At 74.1% G+C, this 24,666-nt stretch carries 19 protein-coding genes; 13 read left to right on the top strand and 6 right to left on the bottom strand.

Annotated elements, in window-relative coordinates; genetic code table 11:
* Positions 1-35 precede the first annotated feature (35 nt).
* Together ACIBAD_RS35900 and ACIBAD_RS35895 are read right to left on the bottom strand one after the other, a co-directional pair.
* Positions 36-470, bottom strand: coding sequence for a hypothetical protein (locus ACIBAD_RS35900; protein WP_398911153.1), 435 nt, complete (start codon positions 468-470; stop codon positions 36-38).
* A gap of 215 nt (positions 471-685) precedes the next feature.
* Positions 686-1,483 (bottom strand): hypothetical protein, encoded by a 798-nt coding sequence (locus tag ACIBAD_RS35895; protein ID WP_134074838.1) that lies wholly within the window; start codon positions 1,481-1,483, stop codon positions 686-688.
* Positions 1,484-1,785: 302 nt separating this feature from the next.
* Here ACIBAD_RS35895 and ACIBAD_RS35890 point away from each other — a divergent pair, with 302 nt between their 5' ends.
* Positions 1,786-2,550 (top strand): transglycosylase family protein, encoded by a 765-nt coding sequence (locus tag ACIBAD_RS35890; protein ID WP_398911151.1) that lies wholly within the window; start codon positions 1,786-1,788, stop codon positions 2,548-2,550.
* A gap of 61 nt (positions 2,551-2,611) precedes the next feature.
* Positions 2,612-3,577 carry a YafY family protein gene (locus tag ACIBAD_RS35885; RefSeq protein WP_134074837.1) on the top strand — a complete coding sequence of 322 codons (966 nt, stop codon included), beginning with the start codon at positions 2,612-2,614 and terminating at the stop codon, positions 3,575-3,577.
* A 401-nt stretch (positions 3,578-3,978) separates the two neighbouring features.
* On the opposite strand, the gene ACIBAD_RS35880 is transcribed toward ACIBAD_RS35885, so the two are convergent.
* Both ACIBAD_RS35880 and ACIBAD_RS35875 read right to left on the bottom strand, forming a co-directional pair.
* Positions 3,979-5,079 (bottom strand): phosphatase PAP2 family protein, encoded by a 1,101-nt coding sequence (locus ACIBAD_RS35880; RefSeq protein ID WP_134074836.1) that lies wholly within the window; start codon positions 5,077-5,079, stop codon positions 3,979-3,981.
* Positions 5,080-5,337: 258 nt separating this feature from the next.
* Positions 5,338-6,453 (bottom strand): hypothetical protein, encoded by a 1,116-nt coding sequence (locus tag ACIBAD_RS35875; RefSeq protein ID WP_398911148.1) that lies wholly within the window; start codon positions 6,451-6,453, stop codon positions 5,338-5,340.
* A 291-nt stretch (positions 6,454-6,744) separates the two neighbouring features.
* Between ACIBAD_RS35875 and ACIBAD_RS35870 the strand changes: the two genes are divergently transcribed.
* Together ACIBAD_RS35870 and ACIBAD_RS35865 are read left to right on the top strand one after the other, a co-directional pair.
* Positions 6,745-8,427, top strand: coding sequence for an MFS transporter (locus ACIBAD_RS35870; protein ID WP_398911147.1), 1,683 nt, complete (start codon positions 6,745-6,747; stop codon positions 8,425-8,427).
* A gap of 96 nt (positions 8,428-8,523) precedes the next feature.
* Positions 8,524-9,693, top strand: coding sequence for an acyl-CoA dehydrogenase family protein (locus ACIBAD_RS35865; RefSeq protein WP_398911145.1), 1,170 nt, complete (start codon positions 8,524-8,526; stop codon positions 9,691-9,693).
* A gap of 9 nt (positions 9,694-9,702) precedes the next feature.
* On the opposite strand, the gene ACIBAD_RS35860 is transcribed toward ACIBAD_RS35865, so the two are convergent.
* On the bottom strand, positions 9,703-10,152 hold the full coding sequence (locus tag ACIBAD_RS35860; RefSeq protein WP_134074832.1) for a cell division protein SepF: 450 nt from the start codon (positions 10,150-10,152) through the stop codon (positions 9,703-9,705).
* Between the two features lie 282 nt (positions 10,153-10,434).
* Here ACIBAD_RS35860 and ACIBAD_RS35855 point away from each other — a divergent pair, with 282 nt between their 5' ends.
* The 6 genes from ACIBAD_RS35855 (at position 10,435) to ACIBAD_RS35830 (ending at position 17,379) form a co-directional block, all read left to right on the top strand.
* Complete coding sequence (locus ACIBAD_RS35855) at positions 10,435-11,769, top strand: DUF5685 family protein (RefSeq protein WP_398911173.1); 1,335 nt, start codon at positions 10,435-10,437, stop codon at positions 11,767-11,769.
* A 154-nt stretch (positions 11,770-11,923) separates the two neighbouring features.
* Positions 11,924-12,754, top strand: coding sequence for a DUF1684 domain-containing protein (locus tag ACIBAD_RS35850; protein WP_398911143.1), 831 nt, complete (start codon positions 11,924-11,926; stop codon positions 12,752-12,754).
* 148 nt (positions 12,755-12,902) lie between these two features.
* Entirely contained in the window at positions 12,903-13,778 is an 876-nt protein-coding gene (locus ACIBAD_RS35845) for an alpha-lytic protease prodomain-containing protein (protein WP_134074830.1), read from the top strand.
* Positions 13,779-14,215: 437 nt separating this feature from the next.
* Complete coding sequence (locus ACIBAD_RS35840) at positions 14,216-14,410, top strand: hypothetical protein (protein WP_398911141.1); 195 nt, start codon at positions 14,216-14,218, stop codon at positions 14,408-14,410.
* Between the two features lie 18 nt (positions 14,411-14,428).
* On the top strand, positions 14,429-16,684 hold the full coding sequence (gene fxsBH, locus ACIBAD_RS35835) for a radical SAM/SPASM protein FxsBH, inactivated beta-hydroxylase extension form (protein WP_398911139.1): 2,256 nt from the start codon (positions 14,429-14,431) through the stop codon (positions 16,682-16,684).
* A gap of 521 nt (positions 16,685-17,205) precedes the next feature.
* Positions 17,206-17,379, top strand: a complete 174-nt coding sequence (locus tag ACIBAD_RS35830) for a hypothetical protein (protein ID WP_398911138.1) — start codon at positions 17,206-17,208, stop codon at positions 17,377-17,379.
* A 202-nt stretch (positions 17,380-17,581) separates the two neighbouring features.
* Here the strand turns inward: ACIBAD_RS35830 and ACIBAD_RS35825 are convergent, their stop codons facing one another.
* Complete coding sequence (locus ACIBAD_RS35825) at positions 17,582-18,676, bottom strand: DUF3533 domain-containing protein (RefSeq protein ID WP_398911136.1); 1,095 nt, start codon at positions 18,674-18,676, stop codon at positions 17,582-17,584.
* A 178-nt stretch (positions 18,677-18,854) separates the two neighbouring features.
* On the opposite strand from ACIBAD_RS35825, the gene ACIBAD_RS35820 reads away from it, so the two are divergent.
* From ACIBAD_RS35820 to ACIBAD_RS35810, 3 genes are all read left to right on the top strand, one after another.
* Positions 18,855-22,406, top strand: coding sequence for a DNA polymerase III subunit alpha (locus ACIBAD_RS35820; protein ID WP_398911134.1), 3,552 nt, complete (start codon positions 18,855-18,857; stop codon positions 22,404-22,406).
* Positions 22,403-23,392, top strand: a complete 990-nt coding sequence (locus ACIBAD_RS35815; RefSeq protein ID WP_398911132.1) for a hypothetical protein — start codon at positions 22,403-22,405, stop codon at positions 23,390-23,392. The genes ACIBAD_RS35820 and ACIBAD_RS35815 overlap by 4 nt, the downstream gene beginning before the upstream one ends.
* Before the next feature lie 218 nt (positions 23,393-23,610).
* Positions 23,611-24,477 (top strand): esterase/lipase family protein, encoded by an 867-nt coding sequence (locus tag ACIBAD_RS35810; RefSeq protein WP_398911130.1) that lies wholly within the window; start codon positions 23,611-23,613, stop codon positions 24,475-24,477.
* Positions 24,478-24,666 lie beyond the last annotated feature (189 nt).

Below are 24,666 nucleotides of genomic sequence, written 5' to 3'. Positions count from 1 at the left end.
GCCGGGGGAAGTACGCGGCGAGCGTCGGTCCGGGGTCAGTAGCCCCGGCGCGGAGCGGGCGGCAGGGCCGCCGGGATGTGCTGCATCCCGGTGTGGTGCTGCCGCCCGTTGGCGTACGCGGGGCCGGCGGCGCCGTGCTCGCCGCCGCTCGCGGACCCCGCGTACGCGTACGAGGGCTGGGGTGCGGGGGCGTACGAGGCCGGCCACGGGTCCGTCTGCCAGGCGGTGCCGTTCCAGCCGCTCCCGTACGAGCCGCCTCCGTACCCGGAGCTGCCGCCGCCGCTGTACGCCGGCCCGCCGCCCGCGTACGCGGTGCCGTACGAGAACGCCGTGAACCCGAGGTCCTCCTCGCCCGTACGGTCGCCCGGCAGGGCCCGGAAGGCGCGCAGGTACTCCGAGTACAGCGTGTCGTAGATCGGGGTGTGCGAGACGGCGGCCGGAGCACTCTCCCGGTCCCTTGCGGGGCGCATCGGGGAGACGGTGCTCGCGTGGGCAGGGGCGCGGGAGGGGTCGTATGAATGCACGTATCAGCCAACGAACCCGAGGCCCTGCGGATGCGGGCCGGAAGCAGAAAAACGCAGATCGCCGGGGGTGCGCGGGATGGACCGCGTACCCCCGGCGCGTACCGCGCCGCCCCCTTGCCGGGGGCGGCGCGGCGTTCCGGGATCCCTGCCGCTGGCGCGGTTCAGGCGCCGGAGGTGCCCGCCAGCGGCATCGAGGCCGCCACGAGCTTGCCGGCGGCGGCGGCCTTGTCCAGCGCGTCGCGGAGCAGGTCCTCGCGGGGCTGCTGGCCGATGGAGCCGACCGGGGCGGCGTAGATGAGCACGCGCTGGGTCTTGTTGACGGCGGCCCGCCAGCCGTCGGTGACCGACAGGGCCTGGTGCGCCTGCCACCAGGCGACCTGGCCGCCGCCCTCGGTGCCGGGCTGGAGCACGGCGTGCAGCTGGCCCGCGGCGAGCAGCACCGACCAGCCGGCGAGCGGCGTGGGCGGCTCGGCGGTGTCGGTGACCGGGATGAACCCCTGCTCGATGAGGAGCGGCAGGAAGTCGTCACCGGGGCCGGTGGTGCCGGGGCGGGCGATCGGCGCGGTCGGCTCGACCACGAGCGCGGGGTGCAGCTCGCCGCCGATCAGGATCAGGCCGCTGGTGATGCCGAGGACGGCCTGGCCGCCGGGCACGTTCTGCGGGGACTCGCCGCCGGCGGGGCTGTCGCCGGTGATGCTGCGGACCGCGCCCTGGAGCTGCTCCTCGGAGACGGTCACCACCTGCGAGGGGATGCAGCCGGCGTGGGCGAAGGCGAGGACGGCCGTCTCCTCGCCGACGAACAGCACCGTGCTGGTGCGGTCGGTCTCGGGGTCCCCGGGGGTGCGGCAGGAGGTGCAGTCGTAGCTGCGCGGTGCGTCGTCGCCGGTGAGCAGCCTCTCGGCTTCTTCGTCACCGATCTCGGCACGTACCTCATCACTGACGTCGAGCATGCGGGGCACGGGCTGGCTCCTCGGACTAGGCGAGCGGGGGCGGCCGGGCGGTTCCCGGCTCGCCGGGCTCAACGGCCGAGCGGCGGCCGGGGTCACGCCGTTGGAGGGAACGGAATCGAACCAGGCCCCCGGAGGGGTGAACGGTCGGACCGGTGCTTTGTTTCCGTGCCAACTCTTTTCTGCATGTGCGCAGTTGATGGTCGGAACTGGTCGTTTTCGGGGATGGTGGCGGCTCCGCCGACCGGGTGCGCCGCGGGACGTGCCGCGTGGCAAGGCCGGGCGGGGGCCGCGGGGCTGCGTAGCGTGGCGCGATGCCCGACCTCCGGATCCGGCGGGCCGCCTCGGCGGCCGCTGCCGCTGCCGCGCTGGCTCTCGTCCTCGCACTCCCGTCGGGGGCCGGCGCGGCCCCGCCGCCCCCCGCGCCCGGGCCCGCGGGGGCGGCCCACCCCGGCTCGCCCGGGATCATCGGGACCGGCCCCGGGGACTGCGGTCCCGGCGGGCAGTGGCCCTGGGACTGCGTGGCCGACTGCGAGAGCAGCGGACGCTGGGCCGTCAACACCGGCAACGGCTTCTACGGGGGACTGCAGTTCTGGCAGCCGACGTGGGAGGAGTACGGGGGGCTGCTCTTCGCGCCGCGGGCCGATCTGGCGAGCCGGGAGCAGCAGATCCGGGTGGCGGAGGACGTGGTGGGGTTCCAGGGGTGGGACGCGTGGCCGGTGTGCTCGAAGCGGTACGGGCTGGCGGGGCGGATGCACGTGGTCCGGACCGGGGACACGCTGGAGGACATCGCCCGGCGGTACGGCGTGAAGGGCGGCTGGCAGGCGCTGTACGAGGCGAACCGGGCGGTGATCGGCCCGAAGCCGCAGGCGCTGGTGGTCGGCTCGCTGCTGGCCCTGCCGCCGTCGCCACCGCGACCGGCGCCGGTCGCGGTGCCAACCCCGGCATCGGCGACACCGGCGGCCCCGGGGACACCGGCGGCCCCGGCGACACCTACGACACCTAAGGCACCGGCGGCCCGGCCCACCGCCCCCGCGCCGACACGGACCCCGGCGCCGGCGGCCGTACCCGCTTCCTGACGGGGTCTCGGCCCGCGGGGGCGATTCGGACGCGGGGCGGGGTACCGGCAGACTGCTCGGCATGCTGGAGACCTCCGCACGACTGCTCCGCCTGCTGTCCCTGTTGCAGGCCCACCGCGAATGGACCGGCGCCGATCTCGCGGAGCGCCTCGGCGTGACCCCGAGGACGGTGCGGCGCGATGTGGACCGGCTCCGGGAGCTCGGCTATCCGGTGAACGCCAGTCCCGGCACCGGCGGCGGCTACCAGCTGGGCGCCGGCGCCGAGCTGCCGCCGCTGCTGCTCGACGACGACGAGGCCGTCGCCGTCGCGGTGGGCCTGCGGACGGCCGCCGGGAACGGCGTCGAGGGGATCGGGGAGGCCTCCGTACGGGCGCTCGCCAAGCTGGAACAGGTGCTGCCGGGGCGGCTGCGGCGGCGCGTGTCGGCGCTCAACGAGTTCACCGTGCCGATGCTGCGCGGGCCGGGGCCGGCCACCGTCGACCCCTCGGTGCTGACCGGGCTCGCCGCCGCGTGCCGGGACAGCGAGCGGCTGCGCTTCGACTACCGGGACCACGCGGGCACCGTCAGCCGCCGCGTGGTGGAGCCGCACCGGCTGGTGTGCACCGAGCGGCGCTGGTACCTGGTCGCCTGGGATCTCGAGCGGGAGGACTGGCGGACCTTCCGCGCCGACCGGATCGAACCCCGACCGCCGCACGGGCCGCGCTTCACCCCGCGTCCGGCGCCCGCCGAGGACCTCGCCGCGTACGTGTCGCGCGGCGTGGCGCAGGCCGCGTACGCGGCCAAGGCGGTGCTGAGGCTGAAGGTGTCGGCGGAGGCGGCGGCCGCGATCGTGGGGCCGAGCCAGGGGGCCTTGGAGCCGCTCGACGCCGACAGCTGCCTGCTGCGCACGGGGGCCGTGAACCTCGACGTCCTCGTCATTCACGTCATGCTGCTCGGCTGTGAGTTCGAGGTGCTGGAGCCGCCGGAGCTGACGGAGCGGATCAGAGCGGCCCGGGACCTTCTGGGGCGGGCCGTGGAGAAGTTGTAAGGAAACCGAGGGGGTTCACACCCCCCGGCGCCGGGCGGCCGGGGCAATCCCCGGGGAAATTCCGGGGGTCCCGGACGGAATGCGAAACGGGATGTGCGGACGGCTTGTCGCGGGCCGGAAAAAGAATGGCGCGCGGACGCTTTCGCGGCGCTTCGGATGGAGCAGTGCCCGTCAAAGGACTGTCGACATTCCGTGACACAAGCGTGACCCGGGACGGACGAACCTCCGGGCGCTGCGCTGACGTTCCGGTCGGATGCGCTGCGGGAACCACCGAAATGGCCGAGGCGGGCCGGGTGATGGCCCGGCCCGCCTCGGTGGTGCGGGGTGAGGATGTGCGTACCGCCCCGCGGTGTCGCGTCAGGCCTCTTCGTACGGCCTGCGGCGTCGTACGCGGCGGGGTGTCAGCCGCCGGTGGCCGGTCGGGCCGCGGTCCGGCCGGCGGGCCGCTCGGTGTGGGGGCGGCGGCTGCCGACCGGCGTGACCGGGGTCCGCTCGGACCGGATCAGGTGCGGCCGACCGGAGATGTGCGCCGCGGGCCGGGGTACCGGGGCGTGCGCGGGGCCCGCGACGGCCGCCTGCGCGGCCGCCGGGACGGGCACGGCGGCCGGCTCCTGCGGACCGGCGGCCGCCGCCGCGGTGCCGGCCGCGGCGGCGTCACCGGCGAGCCGGAGCTGCCACTTGCCGCCGGCGGAGAGCAGCGGGGTGAGCGCGGTGGCGACCGGGACGGGCACGGTTCCGGTCTCCAGGCGGCGGCGCAGCCGCTCCCGCAGAGCGAAGACCCGGGCCTCGGCGCCGGCGATCAGCGGCTCGAACCAGGGCAGCGCCAGCATGATCAGTAGACCCGCGGACCAGCCGAGCAGTACATCGCTGACCCAGTGCGTGCCGAGGTACACGGTGGTGGCGCCGACGCTCAGCGAGACGGTGGCGGACACCACGGACAGCACCCGCCGGGTGACCGTGGTGGAAGCCAGATAGGCCAGGATTCCCCAGGTCACGACGGCATTGGCGGTGTGGCCGGAAGGAAATATATCGCCGCCGGCGAAGAGCTCGGCGGAGCCGATCTGCGTGGCGTAGTGCGGACCGAGCCGGCCGAGGCCGAGCTTGACGGCGCCGACGGTGATGTTGAGCAGGAGCAGCGCCACGCCGAGGGTGATCAGCGGGCGGAGGGTGTGCTGGCGCCAGGAGCGCCAGCCGAGCCATGCGGCGACCATGACCGCGGTGGGTCCGCGCTGGCCCAGGACGACGAGGTAGTCGAGGAAGGCGTGCAGCTGCGGCCACTGCTCGTAGGGCCGGAAGAACATGACCTGCCAGTCCAGGCGGACGAGCCAGGACGTGGTCAGGACGGCCACCACGATCGCGAGGTAGAACGCGAGGGTCGATCCGAGGAGCACGACGCGGTGCCGGCTCATCTGCGGTGTTTGCAGATGAGCCGGTCGCTCTGGTTCCCGGTCCAGCCGGGCGAACACCCGCTCCAGACGGGTCAGGATTTGGTCGGTACGCACTCAATCGACGTTACCGCGCGCCGATGGGCGGCCCGGTCGAATCACGGGCTTTGTGATGACCATGTGATGTGGAGTTGGTCTCACGCGGTGCTTAATTCCTGGCATTCAGGCATTAGTTGGAGGCGTCGTGATCCATTGCCCTGGCCATTCTTTCGCATACTCGGCCGCGCTTTATCACCGCAGCTCAATTACTTTGCAGAAAGATGGATTGGAATGATCCATTCCGTTACGTGGGTCGCCGCGGGTGCCGGGCGGGCCCTACGGCGGCCCCGACCCGTTCAGCCAGAACGCCCCGTACACCGCCGAGGCCAGTGCCGCCGCCCCCAGCACCGCGACCGCCCGCCCGGTCCGCCACCGGGCCAGCGCCACCGCCGTCGGCAGCAGCAGCGGGAACGCCGGGAGAAGCAGCCGCGGCTTGGACCCGAAGTACCCCGACGCGCACAGCGCCAGAGCGACGACGATCCCGCAGTAGACGAGGAGCGCGGCCGGCTGGCGCTGCCGTATGCACAGCGAGTACAGCCACAGCACCAGCGCGACCCCCGCGATCAACCCCACCCCGGCGGGCGCGGCGGAGGAGGCCAGCTTCGCCCCGACGAACCGGGCGAACGCCCAGCCGCCGTCGAAGCCGTTGCCCCAGCCGCCCTGCACGTCCAGGTAGCCGAGCAGCCCGCCGCCGGTGCGCGCCCCGACCCACAGTACGTACGCGGCCGCGCCCAGCGGAGCCAGTACGACCCCCGCCGCCATCCGCCAGGTCCGCTCCCCGCGCCGCCACGCCAGGGCGGCCGCCACCCAGACCGCAGCCACCACCGCGGCGCCGACCGGGCGGGTCAGCCCGGCCCCGGCCGCGAGCAGGCCGGCCGTCAGCCACCGGCCGCGCAGGGCCCCGTACAGCGCCCAGGCCGCCAGGGCCGTGAACAGCGACTCGCTGTAGGCCATGGACTGCACGATCCCGACGGGCAGCGCGGCCCAGACCCCCGCTGCGAACACCCCGGCCCGGCGGCCGTGGAGCAGGTCCGCGACCGCGAAGACCCCCCAGGCCGCAGCCAGCCCCGCCACCACCGAGACCACCAGGCCGGCGGAGCCGTACGACAGCCCGGTCGGCGCCGCCACCAGCCGCTCCAGCCAGGGCAGCAACGGGAAGAAGGCCAGGTTCGAGTGCACGTCCCCGTTCGGGAGGAGCACCTCGTACCCGTACCCCTCGGCGGCGATGCGGGCGTACCAGAGCGAATCCCAGCGCGCCGACAGCAGCGTGTGCGGGCTGCTGCCGGCGGCCGCGCACCAGAGCGCGAGCACCGCCAGCCCGAGCAGCCGGACCGCCGCGAAGACGGCCAGGGCGGGCGCGGCCCGGCGAAATCCAAGATCTTCCACGGGCATGATTATCGGTGGCGCCCGCGCGGGCCCCGGCGCAGAACCACAGTTCGTGACCGCGCGTGTACGCGGGGGGAGAGGAAGGGAGAGGGCTCGGTGGGGCGAGTGGCGCACACCACACCGGGGTCGCCGCCGGGGTGAGAGCTTGGCCACGTATCGGACAGACGAACTCGCGTACGCTGACGCTTCACTCGCGTGTCGATGCCGGACCCCGTAGGACGCCGCACGGTGCACCAACGCCGTGGCTCCGCAGACGCTGGTCCGCCGAGTGCGAGCGATCACCTGGGAGGTACATGCATGTCGGGGACGAACGCGGCCGCCTTCCGGCTGCGGCTGCGCGCCGCCTCCGGCGGGGCCAACCGCTGGCTCGTCCTCGCGGTCCTGTGCGTCAGCCTGGTCCTCGTCGCGCTCGACGCGACGATCCTGCACGTCGCCGTCCCCTCCGTTACCGAGGACCTGCGCCCGGGTTCGGTCGAGCTCCTGTGGATCGTCGACGCCTACCCCCTGGTCTGCGCCGCCCTGCTGATCCTCTTCGGCACCCTCGGCGACCGGGTCGGCCGCCGCCGGATACTCCTCCTCGGCTACGGGCTCTTCGGCGCGGCCTCGGCGCTGGCCGCCCTCGCGGACCACGCCCAGGTGCTCATCGCCGCCCGCGCGCTGCTCGGCGTCGGCGGCGCGATGATCATGCCCGCCACCCTGTCGATCCTCCGGCAGGTCTTCCCCGACCGGCGCGAGCGGGCCCTCGCCATCGGCATCTGGACCGCCGTCGCCGCCATCGGCGCGGCCAGCGGACCGGTCCTCGGCGGGTTCCTCGTCCAGCACTTCTGGTGGGGCTCGGTCTTCCTCATCAACATCCCGCTCATGGCGCTGATCCTGCCGCTGGGGCGCTGGCTGCTGCCGGAGTCGCGCGGCTCCGCCGACGGGCCGTGGGACGTGGTCGGCGCGCTCATGGCCGCCGCCGGCGTGCTCGGCTTCGTCCTCGGGGTCAAGCGGATCGGCGCGGAGCGCAGGCTCTTCGACGCCGAGGCGCTGCTGCCGCTGCTGCTGGGCGCGGCGCTGCTGATCTTCTTCGTACGGCGGCAGAAGCGGCGCACCCACCCGCTGATCGACATGCGGATGTTCTCGCGCGCCGCCTTCTCGACTTCCGTCGGATGCATCGTGCTCGCCATGCTGGCGCTGGTCGGGCTGGAGCTGATCGCGGTCCAGTACCTGCAGCTGGTGCTGCACCTCAGTCCGCTGGAGACGGGGCTGCGGCTGCTGCCGCTGACCTTCGCGGCCATGGCGGCCGGCGCCACCGGGTCGTACACGCTGGCCCGGATCGGGCCGCGGACGATGGTGTCGCTGGGCTTCGTCCTGACGGCGTTCGCCGTGCTGCTGCTGACCTTCATGGGGCAGCACGACCGGCCGGTGCTGCTCACGGTCGGGTTCATCCTGCTCGGCTTCGGCCTGCAGACCACGCTGTTCGCGGCGTACGAGTCGATGCTGAGCGAGGCGCCGGCGGCCACGGCCGGCGGGGCGGCCTCCATAGGCGAGACCTCGTACCAGCTGGGCGCGGGAATGGGCATCGCGCTGCTCGGCAGCGTCATGAACGCGGCCTACGCGCCGGGGCTGACGCACGTGCCGGGGGTGTCGGCGGCGGATGCGGCGGGAGCCGCGAACTCCCTGGGGGAGGCGTACCAGATCGCGGGGTCCCTCGGGGGCGCGGCGGGGCAGTCGCTGTACGCGGCGGCGCGGCATTCGTTCGTGCACGGGCTGCACGTGACGCTGCTGGTCAGCGCCGGACTGCTGCTGGCGGGGGCCGTGATGGCACTGAAGCTGCCGCGGGTGATGGAGTGCCCGGACCTCGCACCTGACCCCGAACCGGAGCCGGTCCACCTCCCCGCCCAGGCGGGCCCCGACGCCGTGCGCACCCCGGCTGCGGCGCCGGTGCAGGCTCCGGCGTCGACGCCGGACCGGGGCCCGGCCGCCCGCCCGGCCTGACGGCCGGCCCGGCAGGTGGGGGGTGGACCGCGGGCGGCCGCGAGGACAAACTTGCACCGCTAGGTTTCGAACCGCAGGTCCGCACCAGGAGGCGCCGTGCCCTTCGTACCCACCGATCCGCTCGGGATCGACGAGCTCCTCGCCCCCGAGGACCTCGCCATCCGCGACACCGTGCGCGACTGGGCCGCCGAGCGGGTGCTGCCGCACATCGCCGGGTGGTACGAGAGCGGCGAGCTGCCCGGGATCCGGGAGCTGGCGAGAGAACTCGGGACGCTCGGGGCACTCGGGATGTCGCTGGAGGGGTACGGCTGCGCCGGGGCCTCCGCCGTCCAGTACGGACTCGCCTGCCTCGAACTGGAGGCCGCCGACTCCGGGATCCGGTCCCTCGTCTCGGTACAGGGCTCCCTCGCCATGTACGCGATCTGGAAGTACGGCTCCGAGGAGCAGAAGCAGCGCTGGCTCCCCGGCATGGCCGCCGGCGAGCTGATCGGCTGCTTCGGGCTCACGGAGCCCGACATCGGCTCCGACCCGGCCGCCATGCGCACGTACGCCAAGCGCGACGGCAGCGACTGGGTGCTCAACGGGCGCAAGATGTGGATCACCAACGGCAGCGTCGCGGCCGTGGCCGTGGTGTGGGCACAGACCGACGAGGGGATCCGCGGCTTCGCGGTCCCCACCGACTCGGCCGGGTTCTCCGCGCCCGAGATCAAGCACAAGTGGTCGCTGCGGGCCTCCGTGACCAGCGAGCTGGTCATGGACGACGTACGGCTGCCCGCGGACGCGGTGCTTCCCGGGGTCACCGGGCTCAAGGGGCCGCTGGGCTGCCTCAGCCACGCGCGGTACGGGATCGTCTGGGGGGCCATGGGCGCGGCGCGCGCCAGCTTCGAGGCCGCGCTCGACTACGCGAAGACGCGGGAGCAGTTCGGCAAGCCCATCGGCGGCTTCCAGCTCACCCAGGCGAAGCTCGCCGACATGGCGCTGGAACTCCACAAGGGCATCCTGCTCGCCCACCACCTGGGCCGGCGGATGGACGCTGGCACCCTGCGGCCGGAGCAGATCAGTTTCGGCAAGCTCAACAACGTCCGCGAGGCCATCGACATCTGCCGCACCGCGCGGACCATCCTCGGTGCCAACGGGATCTCGCTCGAATACCCCGTCATGCGGCACGCCACGAACCTGGAGTCGGTGCTCACCTACGAGGGCACCGTCGAGATGCACCAGTTGGTGCTGGGCAAGGCGCTCACCGGGCTCGACGCCTTCCGGTGAGGGCCCTGCTCAGCTCTGGTTGAAGAAGTCGCGCGAGCGGCCGGCGGGCTCGCCGCTCACGATCTGGGTGTCGGCCGGGGTCAGCAGGAAGACCCTGGTCGCCACCCGCTCGATCGAGCCGCGCAGGCCGAAGGTCAGGCCGGCCGCGAAGTCGACCACGCGCTTGGCGTCGGCCGGGTCCATGGACGACAGGTTCACGATGACCGGGACGCCCTCGCGGAACAGCTCGCCGATGCCGCGCGCGTCACGGAAGCCGTCGGGGGTCACCGTAGCGATCCGCCGGCCCTGCTCGACGGCCGACTCCGAGGCGACCTTGACCCGGGGGTCGGTGACCCACTGGTCGCCGGGGCCCGAGACGGAGCCCTGTGCGGCCTCCACGTAGTCGTCGTCGTAGTAACGCTCGTCGTCGTTGTCCTCCACGAGACCCAACCAGGCACTCGCCTTGCGTACCGAACCCATGGACGCCTCCTTTCACCGCGGTCAGTTGTCTTCTCTCCGCTGCCCCTATGGTCGTCCATGATGCTGACAACGCGCCAAGTGGATAGCCGCCGCGCAGGGTTTTCGTGACGGTACTGGTGCAGAACATCCGTTGCACCGTCAAGCTCGCTGACGGGTACCGCTGCTGACTGAGTGAAAATACGACTGCTGCCGCCGTGTGGGTGACCGAAGCGGACGTACGGGTGAACGATCAGGCTCGATACGATGCGCATCACGCACGCGTATGACACACGGGGGACCGGTTTGTTCGGCATCGTCAGACCCTGCACGCACCGGCTGGGGGAGCGCTTCAAGACCGAGTGGATGGCCCATCTCTGCGGGCTGTGCCTGGCACTTCGCGCGGACCACGGACAGTTCGCCCGGATCGTGACCAACTACGACGGGCTGCTCGTCTCCGTTCTGACGGAGGCTCAGTCAGGGCCGGCTCCGGGCTCCCGGCGCACCGCGGGCCCCTGCCCGCTGCGCGGGATGCGGACCGCGGCGGTGGCCAAGGGGGAGGGCGCGCGGCTCGCGGCGGCCGTCTCGCTCGTCCTCGCCTCTGCGAAGGTGCGGGACCACGTCGCGGACCGGGACGGGCTGTTGGCCCGCGCGCCGATCGCCGCCGCCGCGCGCCGGGTGGCCCGCGGCTGGGACCGGGCCGGAGCCCGCGCCGGGGCCTCGCTCGGCTTCGACACGGCCGTCCTCGTGGACGCCGTGGACCGGCAGGAGGGCATCGAGACGCTCGCCGGGCCCGGCACGCCGGTGCTCGTGGTGACCGAGCCGACGGAGACCGCGACCGCCGCCGCCTTCGCCCATACCGCGCAGCTGGCCGGACGGCCGGGCAACGCTCCCGCGCTCGCCGAGGCGGGCCGCTACTTCGGCCGCCTCGCGCACCTGCTGGACGCCGTCGAGGACCAGGCCGCGGACGCCGCCGCGGGTGCCTGGAACCCGCTGACGGCCACCGGGACCCCCCTCGCCGAGGCCCGGAGGCTGGCCGACGACGCCCTGCACGGCATCAGGCTGGCGCTGCGCGAGGTGGAGTTCGCGGACGCCGGGCTGGCCCACCGGCTGCTCGTGCACGAGCTGAAGAGCTCGGTGGACCGGGCCTTCGGGGTCACCGGCTGCGCGCACCCGGGCGGGCGGGCCGGCATGAACGCCGCCGGCCAGGGCGGCCACGGGGCGCCGCCCCAGGGCCACGGCCCGGGCCAGGCGGGCCCGTACGGCGGCGGTGCGTACGGCGGCGGCCAGTACGGCGGCGGTGCGTACGGCAGCGGTCCGTACGGCGGCCAGGGCGGGAACCCGTACGGCGGCGGCGCGGGCGGGCCCGGCGGGCCGTGGACACCCGGGCCGCCCATGGGCCCCGGCGGCGGGCTGCCCCCGCAGAAGCCGCGCCGCGGACTGCTGGCCGGCTGCGCGGTCGCGATCGGGCTGTTCTGCACCTGCCAGCTGTGCTGCACCGACCACGAGGGCCCGTGGTCCCGCAAGAAGCGGGACGCGTGGTGCGATGCCTGCGACTGCGGCAACGGCTGCCCCGACTGCAGCGGCTGCTGCGACTGCTGCAGCTGTGACGGCTGCGACTGCTGCTCCTGCGACTGCTGAGTCCGCCGGGGCCGGCGAGGGCTTTTGGCGGCCTGGGGGCGGCCGGGTCGGCCGAGGGTCGGCCGGCGGGGCTTGAGGGGCCGTCAGACGCGCACGGGGCCGGACGGCGTACAGGGAGATTCCCGTCCGGGCCCGTGTGGAAGGGGTGAGCGGCATGAGCGATGACGCAGATGACGCAGACGATCCGAAGACCGCCTGGCGGAAATGGCACGAGCATCGGGTGGCTTCCGTCTCGGCCCCCTACGGCCCCCTCTCCCTCATCGGCACCCACTGGCTCTCGGACTACCCGGAAGGTCGAATTCCGGCCGTTCCGGGGCGTTGGCGCGCCACCGGCGGCGGAGTGGCGCTGAGCGCCTCCGCCGAGGACGGCCTCAGTCTCGACGGCGAGCCCTTCACCGGTGACGCCGTCCTCGCCGCCGACGAGGCCCCGCCCGCGCACTCCCGGGTCGCCGCCGCCCGCGACCTCCGGATCACCGTGATCCGGCGCGAGGGGGAGTGGGCGGTCCGGGTCTTCGATCCCGCCTCCGCGGCGCGCCGGGCCTTCGCCGGCATCGAGGCCACCCCGTACGAACCGGACTTCGTGCTGCCGGGGCGCTTCCGGCCGTACGGCGAGGACCGGACCGTCCAGGTGGCGAACGCCGACGGGCGGGCGCGCGGGCTCGGCCTCGGCGGCGAGCTGAGCTTCGCGTACCGGGGCGCCGAGCACACCCTCCAGGTCGCCGTCGACGAGGACGACGGCAGCCTGTGGGCCGTGATCGGCGACGCCACCGGAGGGAGCTCCAGCTACCGCTTCCGCTTCCTCAGGCCCGGGGTTCCGGACCCCGTGGACGGCTCGATCACCGTGGACTTCAACCGGACCGTGCTGCCGCCCTGCGCCTTCGCGGATCACTTCATCTGCCCGTTCCCACCACCGGGGAACACCCTGCCCTTCGAGGTCGCGGCGGGCGAGCGGAGGCTGAAAGATGCCCTTGCCGCCCGAATCTGACGCCGAGACACTCCCGACAGCGCCTTCCGGGGGCTTGTCAGGGGCACGACGAAATCCTGTGCGCCCGCCGTACCCCCGGCTGCGCCTCACGGGCTCCGGCGCCCCCCACTGTCCGCCGGGCCCCCGATCCCTCCCGGGAGGACGAGAAGTGAGGATCAAGAGCATCACCCGTACCCGGCTGCTCGCCGTGGCCGCCGGCCTGGCGGCCGTCGCCGGGCTCGCCGCCCCCACCGCGGCGAGCGCGGACAGCGGCTTCAGCGCGGCGCGGCTCGCCGCGGCCGGAGCCTCCGTCCAGCGTGCCGACGTCGCCGGCACCGCCTGGTACACCGACCCCGCCAGCGGAACCCTCGTGGTCACCGCCGACTCCACCGTCTCCGCCGCGGACATCTCCAAGATCCGTGCCGAGGCCGGAGCCGATGCCGCGGCCCTGCGCATCGAGCGCACCCCCGGCAAGCTGCGCAAGCTGATCTCCGGCGGCGACGCCATCTACACCTCGGGCTGGCGCTGCTCGCTCGGCTTCAACGTGCGCAGCGGGAACACGTACTACGTGCTGACCGCCGGGCACTGCACCGACGGCGCCGGCACCTGGTGGACGAACTCCTCGCACACCACCACCGTCGGCTCGACCGTCGGATCGAGCTTCCCGACCAACGACTACGGCCTGATCAAGTACGCCAGCAGTTCGCCGGTCCCGCCCGGCACCGTCGGCAGCCAGGACATCACCAGTGCCGCCAACGCCACCGTCGGGATGTCCGTCAGCCGGCGCGGCTCCACCACCGGTACCCACAGCGGCTCGGTGACCGGCCTCAACGCCACCGTCAACTACGGCGGCGGCGACATCGTCTACGGCATGATCCGCACCAACGTCTGCGCCGAGCCCGGCGACAGCGGCGGCCCGCTCTACTCCGGCAGCCGCGCCATCGGCCTGACCTCCGGGGGCAGCGGCGACTGCACCTCGGGCGGCACCACCTTCTTCCAACCCGCCGTCGAGGCCCTCAACGCCTACGGCGTGAGCGTGTACTGACCCGTCCGCCCTGCGGCACAATGAGCCCCCGCCAACTCACGGGCGGGGGCTCACCTTTCGGGGGTGTCGGGGCAGCGCATGGCCGGTGCACGTTCCGCGCGGGGTGGCTCCGCACCCGACGCGCACAGCGGATCCCAGGAGCAGCGCCGCGCAGGCCAGTGCGTGCGGACTGCCCCCGGAGCGGCCCACGACGGCGGAGGTGTCCGGGCCCAAGGCGGTTCCGAGGCGGCTGCCCGGGTGGCATCGTCCAGCAGGAAGGGAGCCCGTCCGGGTTCCCAGTCCTCGGCGACGGGCCTGCGGCCGCCCTCTGCCCTCACTTCGACGCGCACCACGCCTCCGCACGCGGTCTACCGCCTCCCTGCGGATGTCCCTAGTCTCACCCCGACTGCTCTCTCGATGTCCTGATGGAAGCACAGCCACGACCCGGAGGGTGAACCGTGACGACCATTCAGAACCAGCATTCCGCAGGTGAAGTGGTGGACGAGGGGCATGACGGCCGGCCCGCGAGGACTTCCCTGGCCTCCCTCGCCGCGCGGGGCGGCGCGGAGTCCGACCGGCTCATCGACCGGCTGCTGCCCGGCCGGGGCGCCGCCCCCACGGTCCGGACGGTCACCTTCAACTCCTCCCTCTGAGCGGGGCGCCCCGTCGCGATGGAGGCCACCGGCGCCGGCCCCGCCGCAGCCCTCGTTCCGTTCCGTGAGTTCGTGGTCAAGGTGCACAGCAGATGCGATCTCGCATGTGATCACTGCTACATCTACGAGCACGCGGACCAGAGTTGGCGGCAACGGCCCGCGGTGATCCCCGAAGCGGTCATCGAACACTTGGCCGAGCGGCTTGCCCAGCACGCGCGCGCCCACGCACTGCCGTCGGTGACCGTCATCCTCCTCGGCGGAGAGCCGCTGTTGGCCGGACCCGCCCGGCTGCGCCGGCTGTGCGAGGCGCTCACCCGGGCCCTCGACGGGGTGGCGACCCTTGATCTGCGCATCCACACCAACGGCCTGCGGCTGGACGAGGCCATGCTCGCGCTGTTCACCGAGTACGGGGTGGGCGTCGGGGTCTCCCTCGACGGGGACCGCGCCGCCAACGACCGGCACCGCCGTTATGCGAACGGCCGCAGCAGCCACGCCCGCGTGCTCGACGCGGTCCGCCTCCTGGGCGAGGATCGCCACCGCCCCCTCTACCAGGGGCTGCTGTGCACGATCGACGTGCGGAACGACCCGGACGCAGTGCTCGATGCGCTCCTCGCGCTCGCACCGCCGCGCATCGATTTCCTGCTGCCGCACGCCACGTGGGAGGCACCCCCGCCCCGGCCCGACGGGCGCCCGGACGCCTACGCCCGCTGGCTGCTGAGGCTCTTCGACCGCTGGGACGGCCTAGGCCGGCCGGTGCCCGTTCGGCTCTTCGATTCGCTGCTGAGCACCCTGCGGGGCGGGCCGAGCCTGACCGAGTCCTTAGGCCTTACCCCCACCGACCTGGTCGTCGTCGAGACTGACGGCACCCTGGAGCAGGCCGACTCCCTCAAGACCGCCCACGAGGGAGCCGCCGCCACCGGCTTCGACGTCTTCCGGCACGCCTTCGACGATGTGGCCGCCCACCCCCAAATCCAGGCCCGGCAGCTGGGCCTCGCGGGCGTCAGTGCCGAGTGCCGCGCCTGCCCGGTGGTGCGCTCCTGTGGCGGCGGCCTCTACGCGCACCGCTACCGCTCCGCGAACGGCTTCGACAATCCGTCCGTCTACTGCACCGACCTGAAGGTGCTGGTGGAGGGCGTCGAGCAGCGCACCGCCCAAGCCGACGTCGCCCCGGAGGTCACCGATCCGGCCGCGCTCGCTGCCGCCCAGCAGGAGCTGACCCGGGTGCTCCTGGTCCGGCTGCACGCCGAGCTGAGCGGGCGTGGCGATGCGGACTGGCAGCGGGCCTGGGGGCTGGTCACGGCCGTCGAGGCCGCGGCGCCGGACGCACTGGCCGCCGTCCTGGACCACCCGTACACCCGCACCTGGCTGCTCGCCGCCCTGGACGCCGTACGGCGGGGCAGGCCGCCGGGTGCGGAGCCCGCGCACAGGCTGTCCGTGCTGGCAGCCGCGGCCGTGCTGCGCGGAAGGCTGGATCTGCCCGCGCCCGTGGTCCTCGCGGGCGGCGGCCTGTATGTGCCCACCCTGGGACTGCTGCGCGCAGATCCGGGGCGGGCGGAGCTCCGGGCCACCGCGGAGGGGTTCTCCGTACGGAGGGCGGCCGGGGTACGGAACTTCGGGCCGGGCGGGGAGAGTCCGGACTGGCAGCCGGTCCGGGTCCTGGCGGGCGGAGCCGGGCCGGATGCGCCCCCGGTACCCCTGGCACTGGAGGACCTGGACCCCGACCGGGGCTGCTTCGCCCTGCCACCCGCACCGAGGCTGGACCCGGCCGGGGCCGAGCGCTGGGAGCGCCGCCTGGCAGAAGCCTGGGGCCTGCTCTACGGCACGGTGCCGTCGCTGGCCCGGGAAACGGCGGCCGGGCTGACCACGCTGACCCCGCTCGTGGACGCGGGGGTGCCTGAGCAGGAGGCGCGGCGCGGGCCCGGGGCGCTGGGCGTGCCGCTGGGGGCGGACGTACGGAGCACCGCGCTCGCGCTGCTCACCGGCAGGCGGCGGGCTCGGCTGCGCGAGCTGACGGAGGTGGCCGATCTGTACGCGTCGGACGGGGAGGGGCTGCACCCGTCGCCGTGGTGCAGGGAGCCGGTGCCCGTGTCGCGCCTGCTGGCGGACGCGCACGAGGCGGTGGCGGCGCGGGCGTTCCGCCGGGCGGCCGGCGGGCTCTGCGGCACGGGAGGGATAGAGCGGGCCCTTGACCGGCTCTCGGGGGCGGCGGAACTGACGGTGAGCGGCAAGGAGGTGGTTGCGGCACTGCGCCGGGAGCTCGGATCGGAAACATGAGGAGACCACGGCGTGATCTGCGCCTCCGAGCAGGCCGTCATCCTGGACGCCGAGTTCTACGAGCAGGGCATGGCCGAGTTCCGGCGGCTCGGCGCCCACGTGGTGACGGCGGCCGAGAAGACCAAGCTGGAGGAGTTCGTCTTCCGTACGACGGCCTACGCCGCCGACTGCGCCGCAGCCGGGCTCAAACGCGGCGGTCGTCGGCAAGTCCGCGCGGTGGATCGCGGAGCAGGCCGGGTCCACCGCGGCACAGCGCCGCCATCCACGCCGAGGACGGGGTGCTCGTCGGAGTACGGGAAGAAGGTCAAGGCGGTCCGCGTCATCGCCAACTCGCCCACCACCTTCGGCGGGCCCTCGCTCACCCTCGGCTGCGGCTCGTACGGCCGCAACGCGGCGCCGGACAACGTCACCGCGGTCAACCTGGTCAACGTCAAGCGGATCGGGCGGCGCAACAACATGCAGTGGTTCAAGGTCCGGCCGAAGATCTACTTCGAGCGCAACTCGATCCGCTACCTGGGGGAATGGACGGCATCAGCCGGGTCTCGATCGTCACCGACAAGACGGAGGTGGCGCTGGGCTTCGTGCAGAAGGTCACCGACATCCTCCGGGGCCGCGAGGGCGCGGTCGCCGTCCAGGTCATCGACGCGTCGAGCCCAATCCGGAGCCGGCCATCGTCCGGGCGGGCGACGCGCTGATGCGCGAGTTCCGGCCGGACACGATCATCGGCCTCGGCGGCGGCTTCCCGATGGACGGTGGTGGCGGGCGAGGTGGTCCACAAGGCGTAGGGGGTGTCCGGACCGCCGGCGCCGAGCCGCGGTCAGGTCTCCGGGTGCTCCTCCGGGGCGAGGAAGCGGCCCATGGGAGCACTGTTGCCGCGCTCGCCGCCGCCCGGGGCGCTCATCGGGCGGCCGTACCCTCACCGGACGGCGCGGCCTGCGGGAGGCCGCTGCCCACGGCGGGCCCCGGGCGGCCCCTGCGGAGGACCGCGCAGGCCACGGTGACGGCCGAGCCGAGCACCGCCCAGGCGGCCAGCACCAGCATCGGCCCGGCCGCGGCGTTGCCGCCGAAGTACGTGATCGAGCGCGCGGCGTACGTGCCCGCGCCCGGTGGCAGGGCCGGGCCGATGGCCCTCCAGAAGGGCGGCAGCAGCGGGTACGGATAGGCGCCGCCCGCGCTCGGGTTGCCGAACACCACCACCAGCAGGATCGCCAGGCCGATGCCGACGACGCCCGCCACCCCCTGGAAGGCCAGGGTGATCGCCCCGACCGCGAAGACGACCAGGGTGCCGAGCCCCCACAGGGCCATGATGCCGCCGGGCAGCGCGCCCAGGACCGGGCCCGCGATGACCGTGCCGAGCAGCCCGGCGGCGATCGCGTACAGCAGGAGCGCGCCGAGCCGGATGAAGGCGCGGTGGGAGTTGGCGGGCCGGGCTCCGGCGCTGATCGCGAGGATCGCGGCGCACAGGTAGCCGCCGACGCACCAGCCGATGACGAGGTAGAAGGCGCTGAGCCCGCGTGCGTCGCCCGCGGCGGCCGGGGCCACGTCGACGACCCGGACGGCCCGGCCCCGGGCCTGCTCGACGCGGCCGACGACCACTTCGAGGGCCTGTGAGAGCGAGGCGCCCGCCCCGCTCGCGACCAGCAGCCGGTCGGTCGGGCGGGCCGGGTCGATGACCAGTGCCCCGTCCACGTCCCGGTTCTTCACCTCCGCCGTCGCGGCGGCCTCGTCCTTGACCGCGTGCGGGTCGAGCGGTTTCCCGGGCAGGTCGGCGAGCTGCTGCGCGGACTGCTCGGCGACCTGCCGGGCGGGGGCGGCCACGGCGATCGGGATCTCGCTGGGCACGGGCCGGTGGAAGGCCCCGATGTAGGAGGTGACGAAGGCGAGCTGGAGGGCCAGCACCCCCACGAGCAGCAGGGCGGCCCGGACGGTCACGGCGTCCTTGACCTCGGCGAGGAACCCGGCGGACGGAGCCGGGGAGGGGGGCTGGGTCATGTCTCACACGCTCGGCGTGCGGGGGACGGGGCGCAGCAGGGGCGGGCCGAATGGATGACGGGCGGGAGGCGGCCGGACCAGCAGGGCCATCGAACGAATGTTTCGCACGGATATTCGAATTGCTCTATTGTGGAGACCGGGGGAGGTGTTCACGTTCGAGCGAAGCAGGAGGCCGCGGGTGCCTGGTTTTACGCATCTGCACACCGTTTCGGGGTTCTCCATGCGCTACGGAGGGTCCCACCCCGAACGGCTGGCGGAACGCGCCGCCGACCGGGGCATGGACGCCCTCGCCCTGACCGACCGCGACACCCTCGCGGGCGCCGTCCGGTTCGCGAAGGCCTGTGCCAAAGCCGGGATCCGGCCGCTGTTCGGGGTCGACCTGGCCGTGTCGCCCGCAGCGGGCTCCGCGGGGCCGGGGGGCTCCGCGGGGCCGGGCGGACCGGGCGGCTCGGCCGGCCCCGCCGGCTCCGGCGAGGCTTCCCGCCGCCGGCGGACCCCCGTCGTCGGCGGCGCCTTCGTCGACGAGTCCGCACCCCGGGCCACCTTCCTGGCCCGCGACGGCGCCGCCGGCTGGGCCGAGCTGTGCCGTATGGTCACCGCCGCCCACGCCCACGCCGCCGCAGGCGACGGCCTGCCGGTGCTGCCCCGGGCCCAGCTGCGCGGCGAAGGGGTGTACGTACTGCTCGGGCCCGGGTCCGAAGTGGGGCGGGCGCTGGCCGCCGGCCGTCCGGACCGGGCCGCCCGGCTGCTCGCGCCCTGGCGGGAGGTCTACGGGGACTCCCTCCGCCTGGAGGCCGTCGACCACGGCCGCACCGGCACCGGCCCCGGCTCGCTGCGCCTGGCCGCCCGTACGGTCGGCTTCGCCGCCGAGCAGGGCGTCCCGGCCGTGCTCACCAACGCCGTCCGGTACGCCGATCCCGGCCAGGGGCCCGTCGCCGACGTCCTCGACGCGGCCCGCCGGCTCGTCCCCGTCGACCCCCGCGGTCTCGACGGCGGCGAGCGCTGGCTCAAGGACCCCGCCGCCATGGCCGAGGCCGCCGACCGCATCGCCCGGGCCGCGGGCCTCGGCCCCGCCGACGCGCGCCGGCTGCTCGCGCAGACCCGGCGCACCGCCGAGGCGTGCGCGGTGGACCCCGAGGACGACCTCGGCATGGGCTCCGTGCACTTCCCCGAGGCCCACCTCGTCGGCGCGGCCCACCGCACCGCCCAGCGGGTCCTCGCCTCCCGGGCCTCCGCGGGCATGGTGCTGCGCGGCTACGCCGACGACCGCGCGTACTGGGAGCGGATGCACCACGAGCTGGACATCATCGCCTACCACGGGTACGCCTCGTACTTCCTGACGGTCGCCCAGGTCGTGGACGACGTACGGGAGATGGGCATCCGGGTGGCCGCCCGCGGCTCCGGCGCCGGCTCCCTCGTCAACCACCTCCTCGGCATCGCCCACGCCGACCCCGTCGAGCAGGGCCTGCTGATGGAGCGGTTCCTGTCCAAGCGCCGCCACGTCCTGCCCGACATCGACATCGACGTGGAGTCCGCCCGCCGGCTGGAGGTCTACCGGCGGATCATCGACCGCTTCGGCACCGAACGCGTCGCCACCGTCTCCATGCCCGAGACCTACCGGGTCCGGCACGCGATCCGTGACGTCGGCGCCGCCCTGTCCATGGACCCGGCCACCGTCGACCGGCTGGCCAAGGCCTTCCCGCACATCCGGGCCCGCGACGCCCGCGCGGCCCTGGCCGAGCTCCCCGAACTGCGCGACGTGCGCGGCGAGGAGCACGGGCGGCTGTGGGAGCTCGTCGAGGCGCTGGACGCGCTGCCGCGCGGGATCGCCATGCACCCGTGCGGGGTGCTGCTCTCCGACGCCTCGCTGCTCGCCCGCACCCCCGTGGTGCCCACCAGCGGCGAGGGCTTCCCCATGTCCCAGTTCGACAAGGACGACGTGGAGGAGCTCGGGCTGCTCAAGCTCGACGTGCTGGGCGTACGGATGCAGTCCGCGATGGCGCACGCCGTCGCGGAGATCCGGCGCGGTACGGGGGAGGAGCTCGACCTGGACGACCCGGCGCAGGTGCCGCCGGGCGACGGGGCGACGTACGAGCTGATCCGCTCGGCCGAGACGCTGGGCTGCTTCCAGATCGAATCGCCGGGCCAGCGCGACCTGGTGGGGCGGCTCCAGCCGTCGACCTTCCACGACCTGGTCGTCGACATCTCGCTGTTCCGGCCCGGGCCGGTCGCCGCCGACATGGTGCGCCCCTTCATCGAGGCCCGGCACGGGAGGGCCCCGGTCCGCTTCCCGCACGAGGACCTGGCGGAGGCGCTGCGCGAGACGTACGGGGTGGTGGTCTTCCACGAGCAGATCATCGAGATCGTGCACGTCATGACCGGCTGCGGGCGCGACGAGGCGGACCGGGTGCGGCGCGGGCTCTCCGACCCCGAGTCGCAGGCGCGGATCAAGGTGTGGTTCACGGCGAAGGCGGGCGAACGGGGCTACTCGGCCGAGGTGATCGGCCGGACCTGGGAGATCGTCGAGGCGTTCGGCAGCTACGGCTTCTGCAAGGCACATGCGGTGGCCTTCGCCGTGCCGACGTACCAGTCGGCTTGGCTGAAGGCGCACCACCCGGCCGCGTTCTACGCCGGGCTGCTCACGCACGACCCGGGGATGTACCCGAAGCGGCTGCTGCTGGCGGACGCGCGGCGGCGGGGCGTGCCGGTCCTGCCGCTGGACGTGAACCGGTCGGCGCTGGCCCACCGCATCGAACTGGTGTCCGAGGTCGGAGCTCCGCCGGTGTGGGGGCTCCGGCTGGCCCTGGCCGACGTCCACGGCATCAGCGAGGCGGAGGCGCGACGGATCGAGGACGGACAGCCGTACGGATCGCTGCGCGACTTCTGGGACCGGGCCCACCCCGGGCGGCCGGTCGCACAGCGGCTCGCCCAGGTCGGGGCGCTGGACGCCTTCGGCGCCAACCGGCGCGACCTGCTGCTGCACGTGGCCGAACTGCACGGCGCGCAGCGGTCGGCGGGGGCCCGGCCGGGCAGTGTCCAACTCCCGCTGGACGGCGGGCGGTCCACGGCCCCGGTCGGCCTGCCCGACCTGAACGGGGCGGAGCGGCTCAGCGCGGAGCTGGGCGTGCTCGGCATGGACGCCTCACGGCACCTGATGGGGGGCCACCACGCCTTCCTCGCGGAGCTGGGGGTGGTCCCTGCCCGCAGGCTGCGCGAGGTCGAGCACGGCCGGACGGTACTGGTCGCGGGGGCCAAGGCGGCCACCCAGACCCCGCCGATCCGCTCCGGGAGGCGGGTCATCTTCACCACGCTGGACGACGGGACGGGCCTGGTCGACCTGGCCTTCTTCGACGACAGCCACGAGGCGTGCGCGCACACCGTCTTCCACTCGTTCCTGCTGCTCGTGCGCGGTGTCGTCCAGCGGCGCGGACCGCAGAGCCTGAGCGTGGTCGGCGCGGCGGCCTGGGACCTGGCCGAGCTGGTGGAACTGCGGGCGGCGGGCGGCCTCGACGCGGTCGCGGCCCGCCTGGCGGAGCCGCTGCCGGGCGCCGCCGGGGGTGCAGGGGGCGCCGAGGGTGCCGCCGGCGCGGCAGGCTCCGCCGATTCCGGGCGCCGCATCCACCTGTCCACCGGGTACGAGATGAACCCGTGGGCCGACCTCCAGCCGCCCGGCGACCGCGCAGCCACCGGCCGCAAGCTGTGGCACTCCAGCCCGGGGAGCGCGGGATGACCCCCGTGAACGGCGTCCTGCACGTGCGGTGTGCACCGGGGCTGACCGAGGAGGGGTACCGCGAAGTCCTCGAACTCCTGCGGGAGTTCTCCCCGACGGTGCAGGCCCTGCCGCCCCGGGCGGCGCTGGTGCACGTACGCGGCGCCCGGCGGTACTTCGGCGCGGACGCCGGCCGGATCGCCGAGCTGGTGCGGCTGCGCGCGCTGGCGCGGCTCGGCACCGACGTACGGATCGGGGTCGCCGGGACCTGGGCGGTGGCGGCGACGGCCTCCGCCCGGGTGCCCGGCCCCGGCGGGGTCCTGGCCGTGCCCGAGGGCGGGGCCGAGGTCTTTCTGGGGCCGCTGCCGGTGGAGGCCCTGCACGGCATCGGCCCCAAGCAGGCGGAGGCGCTTCGCGGGTACGGGCTGCACACGGTCGGCGCGGTCGCGGCCGTCCCCCCGGGCACCGTCGAGCGGATCCTGGGGCAGCGGGCGGGCCGGCTGGCAGCGGAGCGCGCCCGCGGGATCGACCCGCGCCCCGTCACCCCGAAGGACCTGCCCCCGTCGGCCGCCGTCCGCAGCGGCTTCACCCGGCACGAGCTCGACGGCCCGCACGCCCGGGCCGTGCTCCTCTCCCTGGTGGTCCGGCTGGGCGCGGTGCTGCGCGGCCGCCGCCAGGCAGCCCGGGCCCTGTCGCTGACGCTGCAGTTCGCCGGCGGCACCCGCTGGGAGCGGACCCGGCGGCTCCCCGAGGCGTCCGGGCACGACGAGGACCTGCGGGCGGCGGCGTACCGCCTGCTGGACGCGGCCGGGCTGCAACGGGCCCGGCTGACCGGCATGGTGCTGCGCGCCGAGGACCTCACGGACGCCGGGCGGGCGTCCCGGCAGATCTCGCTGGACCCGGTCCGCGAGGCCCGGCTGACGGTGGAGGCGGCCGTCGACCGGGCGAACGCCCGCTTCGGCCCGGGCACGGTCCGCCCGGCGGCCACCTTCCACAAGGCCGCCTGACACCCCTGGGGGCGCCAGGCGCAGGCCTGCCCCTCCGCGTGCTGCGCCGCTCCTACTCCTCCGCGTACTCCTCCGCCTCCCGGGACACGCATTTTTTACTGACGCGTAACTTCCAAGTCTTGCTACTCACCCGTAATTTGGCGGGAAGCAGCCCCCTTGTGATCCGGATCACGGGACGAACCCCCACGTATTTCCCTGACCCGCAAGGAGATCACTCGATGCTGCACTGGCGACGCCTGCTCCGCCCGCTGGCCGTCCTCACCCTCGCCGCCGCCGCCCTCGTCGCCCCCACCGGCGCCGCGCAGGCCGCGTCCGCACCCAGCAGCGGCTGGAACGACTGGTCCTGCAAGCCCTCCGCCGCCCATCCGCGCCCGGTCGTCCTCGTCCACGGCACGTTCGGCAACTCCGTCGACAACTGGCTCGGGTTCGCGCCGTACCTCGTACACCGCGGGTACTGCGTCTACTCGCTCGACTACGGGCAACTGCCCGGCGTGCCCTTGTTCAACGGGCTCGGCCCCATCGACAAGTCGGCCGGCCAGCTCCAGGTGTTCGTCGACAAGGTGCTGGCCTCCACCGGGGCCCCGAAGACCGACATCGTCGGCCACTCGCAGGGCGGCATGATGCCGAACTACTACCTCAAGTTCCTCGGCGGCGCCCCCAAGGTCAACGCCCTGATCGGGCTCGCCCCCGACAACCACGGAACCACCCTGGACGGCCTCACCCAGCTGCTCCCGTACTTCCCCGGCGCCGAGGACCTGATCAGCTCGGCGACCCCGGGGCTGGCCGACCAGATCGCCGGATCGCCGTTCGTCACCAAGCTGAACGCGGGCGGGGACACCGTCCCCGGGGTCCAGTACACGGTCATCGCGACGAAGTACGACGAGGTCGTCACGCCGTACCGGAGCGCCTTCCTCCAGGGGACCGGCTCCAACGTACGCAACGTCGTGCTCCAGGACCTGTGCTCGCTGGACCTCTCCGAGCACGTGGCCATCGGGCTCACCGACCGGATCGCCTGGCACGAGGCGGTCAACTCCCTCGACCCGGCGCACGCGACCCGGACCACCTGCGCGTCGGTCTTCGAATGACGTGCGGGTGACGGGTCGGTGATGCGGTCCGCCCAGGGGTGTCGTCAAAGTGGCGTCGGCCGCCCGGCCGGCCAGACGGGACTTTGACGACCCTCCCTAGTCTTCTGAGTCAGGAATTCTGTTCAGATAGCTGGCGAGGCGTTCGAGGATCTCGTCTGCGGTCTTGGTCCAGACGTAGGGCCTCGGGTC

It is taken from the genome of Streptomyces sp. NPDC051109 (genome assembly GCF_044455885.1).
Lineage (GTDB): Bacteria > Actinomycetota > Actinomycetes > Streptomycetales > Streptomycetaceae > Streptomyces.
This window is presented reverse-complemented; position numbering and strand designations above follow the sequence as displayed.